Here is a 6032-nt window from a genome sequence, read left to right as displayed (position 1 = left end):
CTCAAGGCCCACCGCACGGCGTCCAGCCTTGGGGTAAAAAAGGGGATCTCGGGCGCCTGATCGGACGGACCAAGGGTGGCATGAACACCAAGCTGCACGCCGTCACCGATGCCAACGGCCGCCCCTTGAGCTTCTTCATCACGGCCGGCCAGATCAGCGATTATATCGGCGCAGCAGCCCTGCTCGATGACCTGCCCAAGGCGCAGTGGATGCTGGCCGACCGGGGCTATGATGCTGAGTGGTTCCGGGACGCGCTTGAGCAAAGGGGTATCAAACCCTGCATTCCGGGGCGAAAATCGCGATCAATGCCCATCAAATACGACAAGCGTCGATACAAGCGCCGCAACCGCATCGAGATCATGTTCGGCCGGCTCAAGGATTGGCGCCGCGTCGCGACCCGCTACGATCGCTGCCCCACGGTGTTCTTCTCTGCACTCGCTCTGGCCGCCACCGTGCTCTTCTGGCTTTGATCAACGAGTCCTGAGCCTAGCGGCGTCAATTCCCAGCGGCAGAAAAGCTATGCCGGCTATGTCGCCGCATTCTTCGATGCGCGGCCCATGTCGGTGCCGGTCGATGGCAATATCGGCGTGCGCGTGGTCAGGACGGATCTCGGCGTTTCCGGTTTCTATCAGCAGGTGCCGCAGATTATCGCGCCGGATGGATCCAGCATGACTGGCCCGCCGCAGTTCAATCAGATCGCTTTCAGCGATTCCTACACCAAGATCTTGCCGAGCCTTAATCTTCGGGTCCATCTGCGGGACAATCTGCAGCTGCGTCTTGCCGCTTCGGCCAACATGGCACGTCCGACCTTCGGGCAGCTCAACCCCAGCCTGACGATCACTGAGCCGGGTCCGGCCCAGCAGAACGAGATCCACACCGCATCGGGGGGAAATCCCTTCCTGCGGCCCATGACATCGCGCAACTTCGATGCTTCGCTCGAATGGTATTTCAACCGCACGGGCTATGTTTCGGTCGCGGGCTTCTACAAGCGGATCAAGGGCTACATCCAGACGGCGATCACCCCGCGGGACATCACCTTCCCCAGTGGCAACACCTACACCTATCAGGTGACGTCCTACACCAACGCCGATACCGCTACGGTCAAGGGTGCGGAACTGTCCTACCAGCAGTTCTTCGATTTCCTGCCCGGACCGTTCGACGGTCTCGGCATGCAGGCCAACTTCACTTATGTCGACTCGCAGGCGCCGAGCCCGGCCATCTCCGGCCCTGCCATTCAGGTGCCGCTCGAGCAGCTGTCCAAATACAGCTACAACCTGGTCGGCATCTATGAAAAGGGCGGCTTCTCGCTGCGTGCAGCCTACAACTGGCGCAGCAAGTTCGTGGAAACGACGGCGGGCGTCGGCACGGGCAACCTGCCTATCTTCGTGGAACCCTTCGGCCAGCTGGATGCGTCGATGAACTACACCGTTACGCCGAACTTCATGATCGGTATGGACGTACGCAATATCACCAATTCGCGCAAAAACTCCTATTTTGGTCTGGATACGCGACCCCGGACCGCAACGATCTCGGATCGTCGCCTCAGCGTGACGGCCCGCATCACCTACTGATCGTCTGCAGAAAGCAAATTTCCTCCCCTGGGTCGAAGCTGCGCTTCGACCTTTTTTTTGCCGGCAGCCGGTCTGACGCTCTTCCTGCATCAGCCCGGATTGCGGTGTCGCTGGAACCGGGTGGGGGCGACATATGGCGCGCCCGAAATCCGCTTGGCGGTGCGCTCGTCATTGGTCCGAAGGTGGCGCGGACATGGCAATTGTCGAGTATGGCGTCGCGCAATATCTTCAGACGTCCGACGAAAGGTCGGATGGCTTTGAAATCCGTCTGAAGTCCAGCCTTTTCGATCACAAGTTGACGCTGAACATCGCCGCTTTCTACCAGAAGTTCAAAATTATGTGGACTTCGCGCCGGCGCTCACGACCCGCTCTTCGCGTATCCCCGGCACTGTCGATACGGGTACCACGCCGCTGCCAACCTATGGCAATCCGATCAGCCAGGGGTGTCGAAGTCCGGCCGGGTTCCAGCCGTCGCAATGGGTGGATTTCAGCATGGAACGCCACCTATGCCGATGCGGATTAGGATGACGGGCAGCGCTATTGTATGATTATAATGGAGATGGCATCCCTGACGCCAACGGGAACGCCAAGCGTCCCTCCTGCCGAGCGGGCCGCAGTGGCAAGTGAAAGACCGAATATGTACGCCAGCGATCCCCGGTCCGCTCGCTGAACCTTTGATCCTCCCTTCCGACAATCCGCTGGTCAACTGATCAAGTCACGATATTACCAGTTGGAAGTTCGGAGCGGGGTGGCTTGATGTATCGACCCCGTTCTGGGCGGCATGATGGACGCGACGCGCAGCCGTTGGGGGCGGTGTCGGTCATGGCTTGCGGCAAGCTTCGTCGGCCTTGTGACCGCTCCGACATCTTCGGCGAGAAACGGTGTCATCGACGGGTCGGCCAATTCAATCAGCTTTAACGGCGATGCCATATCCAAGGGGGTCGGGATGCACTTCGACGCCCGCCCCATCGACGATTGGGACGTTTCAATAAACGCGTCCTACGCAAAATTCCCCTTATGACAACGCGCTGGTCCCCATGCCGCGACTCCAATGGCGACGGCATCCCGGACACAGCAGGGCAGCCCGCTGTGCCGATCGGACAACAGGTGGCGTTCTGCCAGACGAACGATCGCCTGGCGAACATTCCGCGATTTGCGCTGAGTGCGAACAGCGAACTCCGCTTCTCGGTCGGCCGTTTGCAGCCGTTTCTCCGCGCATTGCTGAATTACCGGCCCGGTTTCTATTCGGAGACGGCTGACTATCGGTACAAGGCGATTACGAACGTCAACCTGTTCGCGGGCATTCGCTCGCCTGACGCTGGGTGGGAACTTACGGCTTTCGTGAAGAACCTGTTCAACACGACGCAAATCACCAGCGCATCCAGCGCCGAACTGCAGGTCGCGACGCGGTTCCTGGTCCCCGGCCCGGCAGGCAACCCTGCGCCGTTCCGTTCGGGATATACCGCCGTGTCGGTCAATCCGCCGCGCGAGTTCGGCCTGACCGCAAACTACCGTTTCTAAGAGGGAGTGGCGTCTGGAGCGATCCGGGCGCCGCTGAAGTGAAATCGTTCACATCAGAATTTGCGCCAAGGAAAAGGCCCCCTTCTCTCAAGGAGGGAAGGAGGCCTTTTCCTTTGGCTGCGGCAGGTGATCAGGCGCGCATCAGCGATCCGCCGTTCACGTCGATGATCGAGCCATTGATCCAGCGGCCGTCGGCAGAGAGCAGCAGCGCGACGACGGCGGCATGATCTTCGGATTCGCCCAGCCGGGTATGGGGCGTGCGCGACATGAAATATTGCGCCCATTTTTCGGCTTCGGGGCCATTGGCCTCCATTTGCGCCTTCATTTCGCCGGTCACGGTGAAGCCGGGCGCAAGAACATTGGCAGTCAGGCCTTCCCTGCCCCAGCGCGATGCGACGTGACGCATCAGAGCATTTACGCCCGCCTTCGACATGGCATAGGAGGGGCGGGTGGGTTCCGCGCCATGAGCGGATCCGGAACTGGTATAGACGATCGCCGATTCCTTGTTCTTCAGCAGATGCGGCACGACGGCGCGCGTGCATAGCAGATGCCCGCGCAGGTTGACCGCGATCGTGCGGTCGAACACGGCAAGGTCGAGCGCCAGCGCGTCGGAATCCTCCATGATCACGCGCAGGTCCGCGGCGTTGATATGCGCGCCATCAAGGCCGCCCAAACGCTCCACCGCCGTCTTGACCGCCGCGTTCACCGACTGCTCGTCAGAAATATCGACATGGACGGCAAATGCGCCGTTTCCTGCCGCCTGCGCCGCAGCCTCGGCCCCGGCCAGGTTGATGTCGGCCGCACAGACCTTTGCGCCTTCTTCGGCCAGCCGCTGGACGGTCGCGGCGCCGATCCCTGTTGCGCTACCGAATATGATGATGCGTCGGTCCTTGAGTCTGCTGGTCATTCGATTTCTCCCAAAATAGGTTGCTGCATTATTTGAATTCCTCGCGATGGGGACCGTTTTCCCCATCCGCCGTTCCGTTTTCATCCCGCCCAGTGGCGAGTTGCCCTTAAAATCAGGCCCTGCCGAATTGCGCGATCAGCAGCCATGTTCCGCCTGCGACCAGCAGGAAGATCGCCAGCGCGATCCGGTTCGATGCGAAACGCAAGGCCGGTTGCTCGCCGGTCCAGCGCCTTGAGCCGCTGATCATCGGGCCGACCAGATTGTCGCGCCGGTGAAGCAGATAGAAGAGGATAGCCATGACGTGAAGCGCGGTCAGGGCAAGGATGAGGTTGAAGATGAAGCCGTGCCATTCCGCTGCGGCGCGTCCGGTGTCGAAATCGACCAGATAGGCAAAGGGTCCCGATTCCAGCCCGTCGATATCGACCGAGAAGAAGCCAAGGCCGACCTGCGTCGCCAACAGCGCGATCATCGCCAGCACGCTCCAGCCGCCGACCGGATTATGGCCCGGTGCCGGGGCCGCGGAGCGGTTGAACATATGGCCGCGCACGTAGCGGGCCAGCGTCACGGGCCCGCCCACGAAATGGACGAAGCGGGCCGTGCTGCTGCCCGCCATGCCCCATATGAGGCGAAACAACAGCAGCGCGAAAATGCTGTAACCCGCGAGACGATGCCAATCGAGCATTCGCTCTTCCGCTGTCCACCAGGCAAAGCCCAGCAAGGGGACCAATGTCCAGTGGAACAGGCGGGTCGGCAAGTCCCAGATCCGCACGCGCGCTGTCGCGCCGTTCACCTCGGTCTCCGACATTATTGCTCCGTGCGAAAGCGGTCGTGGCAGCTCTTGCAGGCGCCGCCCAGCGCAGTGCGGGCGGAGCCAAGGCCAGCGACATTGCCGCTGGCAGCGGCCATATCGAGCGCGCGGGCAGCGGTGATCATGTCGCCCTGCAGCTTGACGAAGGTGGCGTTGTCCTTCCAGATTTCCGGCTTGGCGCGGGTTTTGAGGCCCGATTCCGGACCACTGCCCTTGGGGAAATATTTGGGCAGCAGGACTGCCCGTGCCGCAATGTCGCGCGCCAGCGGCTTGACGCTGTTCATGTCCGGCGAGCCCGACTTCAGCTCGTCATTGATGCTCTTGAACGCCCCGCCAATCTCCTTGTAGCTGGCCTGACGCGCCTTGACCGCGTTGGTCACCGCAGGAGCAGCGGCATAGGCTGCATAGCTGGCCACCATGCCGAGCGCCGCGAATGCCGTCGAATAGGGGAACTTCATCTTCACTTCGTCCTCTCTGAAATCATCCTGTCGGTCAGCCAGCGCTTCGCCCGGTCGGCAGGCAGTTAGAGGGCCTGGGCACCATCCGCGACTTTTCATCGTCAAATGACGCCTGTCGAGATCATGGACCACCCGGATTCGGATCAGCGAACACGGGTTTTTGGAGCAATCCGTCGATTTTGGGCGATCAATATGACCTCCCGCGTCGATCGACGGTCTGTTTCAGGGGCGGGCGGCCTGCCTGTTCCAGTAGACGGAACAGAATGGCGCGGCCAGATCGTCCTGAGGCTGGTTCGCAAGGTGAGGAAAAAACAGCAAGGTGGCGCGGTGGCGCCATGGTAAGACCAGATGAACAAAATAGGGCTGCCATGATGTGAGAGGAGGGGGATGGAGCATGAACCGACGCCAGGGGGCCATCGAAGGATGAGTTTCCACAGCTCACCTACCCGCATGGAGCAGCAGGCATGATCGACCGCCGCGCTGTTTTGGCCGCAAGCCTGGCTGCCGCTTTTGCCGGCCGGTCCCGCGAAGCTTTGGCTGCTGCGGTTTCGCCCGATGATGGGGCGATCGAACTGCATGGGCGTAGGCTCGAAATCGTCAGGGCAAAGCGCGAGTTGGACCGCGATGCGCAAGTGGGACCAGAAGACCTCGCCGCTTGGGAAAAGAAGCAGGGCGGCTTGCCGGCCGGTTGCTGTGTCGCGATGCTCTCAGGTTGGGATCCACTGGCGGAAGTGGCCCGCTATGGCAGCTTGTCACCGGAGGAGCGG

6 protein-coding genes and 2 pseudogenes are annotated in these 6032 nt (G+C 61.2%); 5 read left to right on the top strand and 3 right to left on the bottom strand.

The features are described from left to right. The 4 genes and pseudogenes from ACFC3J_RS21755 to ACFC3J_RS21740 form a co-directional block, all read left to right on the top strand. A pseudogene (locus ACFC3J_RS21755) lies at positions 1 to 470 on the top strand (IS5 family transposase); the annotation flags it as partial. A gap of 30 nt (positions 471 to 500) precedes the next feature. Then, positions 501 to 1571 (top strand): annotated as a pseudogene (locus ACFC3J_RS21750) (TonB-dependent receptor); the annotation flags it as partial. 193 nt (positions 1572 to 1764) lie between these two features. Then, a complete protein-coding gene (locus ACFC3J_RS21745; protein WP_375198050.1) occupies positions 1765 to 2094 on the top strand; it encodes a hypothetical protein in 330 nt (109 codons plus the stop codon). Between the two features lie 494 nt (positions 2095 to 2588). Next, a complete protein-coding gene (locus ACFC3J_RS21740; protein ID WP_375198049.1) occupies positions 2589 to 3092 on the top strand; it encodes a hypothetical protein in 504 nt (167 codons plus the stop codon). A gap of 130 nt (positions 3093 to 3222) precedes the next feature. Here the strand turns inward: ACFC3J_RS21740 and ACFC3J_RS21735 are convergent, their stop codons facing one another. From ACFC3J_RS21735 to ACFC3J_RS21725, 3 genes are all read right to left on the bottom strand, one after another. Further along, the gene (locus tag ACFC3J_RS21735; protein ID WP_375198048.1) at positions 3223 to 3999 is read right to left on the bottom strand and encodes an SDR family NAD(P)-dependent oxidoreductase; all 777 of its coding nucleotides are present in this window, start codon (positions 3997 to 3999) and stop codon (positions 3223 to 3225) included. Between the two features lie 112 nt (positions 4000 to 4111). Next, a complete protein-coding gene (locus ACFC3J_RS21730) occupies positions 4112 to 4804 on the bottom strand; it encodes a cytochrome b/b6 domain-containing protein (protein ID WP_375198047.1) in 693 nt (230 codons plus the stop codon). Continuing rightward, positions 4804 to 5265 carry a c-type cytochrome gene (locus ACFC3J_RS21725; protein WP_375198051.1) on the bottom strand — a complete coding sequence of 154 codons (462 nt, stop codon included), beginning with the start codon at positions 5263 to 5265 and terminating at the stop codon, positions 4804 to 4806. The genes ACFC3J_RS21730 and ACFC3J_RS21725 overlap by 1 nt, the downstream gene beginning before the upstream one ends. A 464-nt stretch (positions 5266 to 5729) precedes the next feature. Between ACFC3J_RS21725 and ACFC3J_RS21720 the strand changes: the two genes are divergently transcribed. Beyond that, a partial coding sequence (locus ACFC3J_RS21720) for a hypothetical protein (RefSeq protein ID WP_375198046.1) occupies positions 5730 to 6032 on the top strand: 303 nt, incomplete at its 3' end.

This window comes from Sphingobium sp. (assembly GCF_041987595.1).
Classification (GTDB): domain Bacteria; phylum Pseudomonadota; class Alphaproteobacteria; order Sphingomonadales; family Sphingomonadaceae; genus Sphingobium.
Note: the sequence above shows the minus strand (reverse complement) of the source record. Positions and strands in the feature narration are given on the sequence as shown.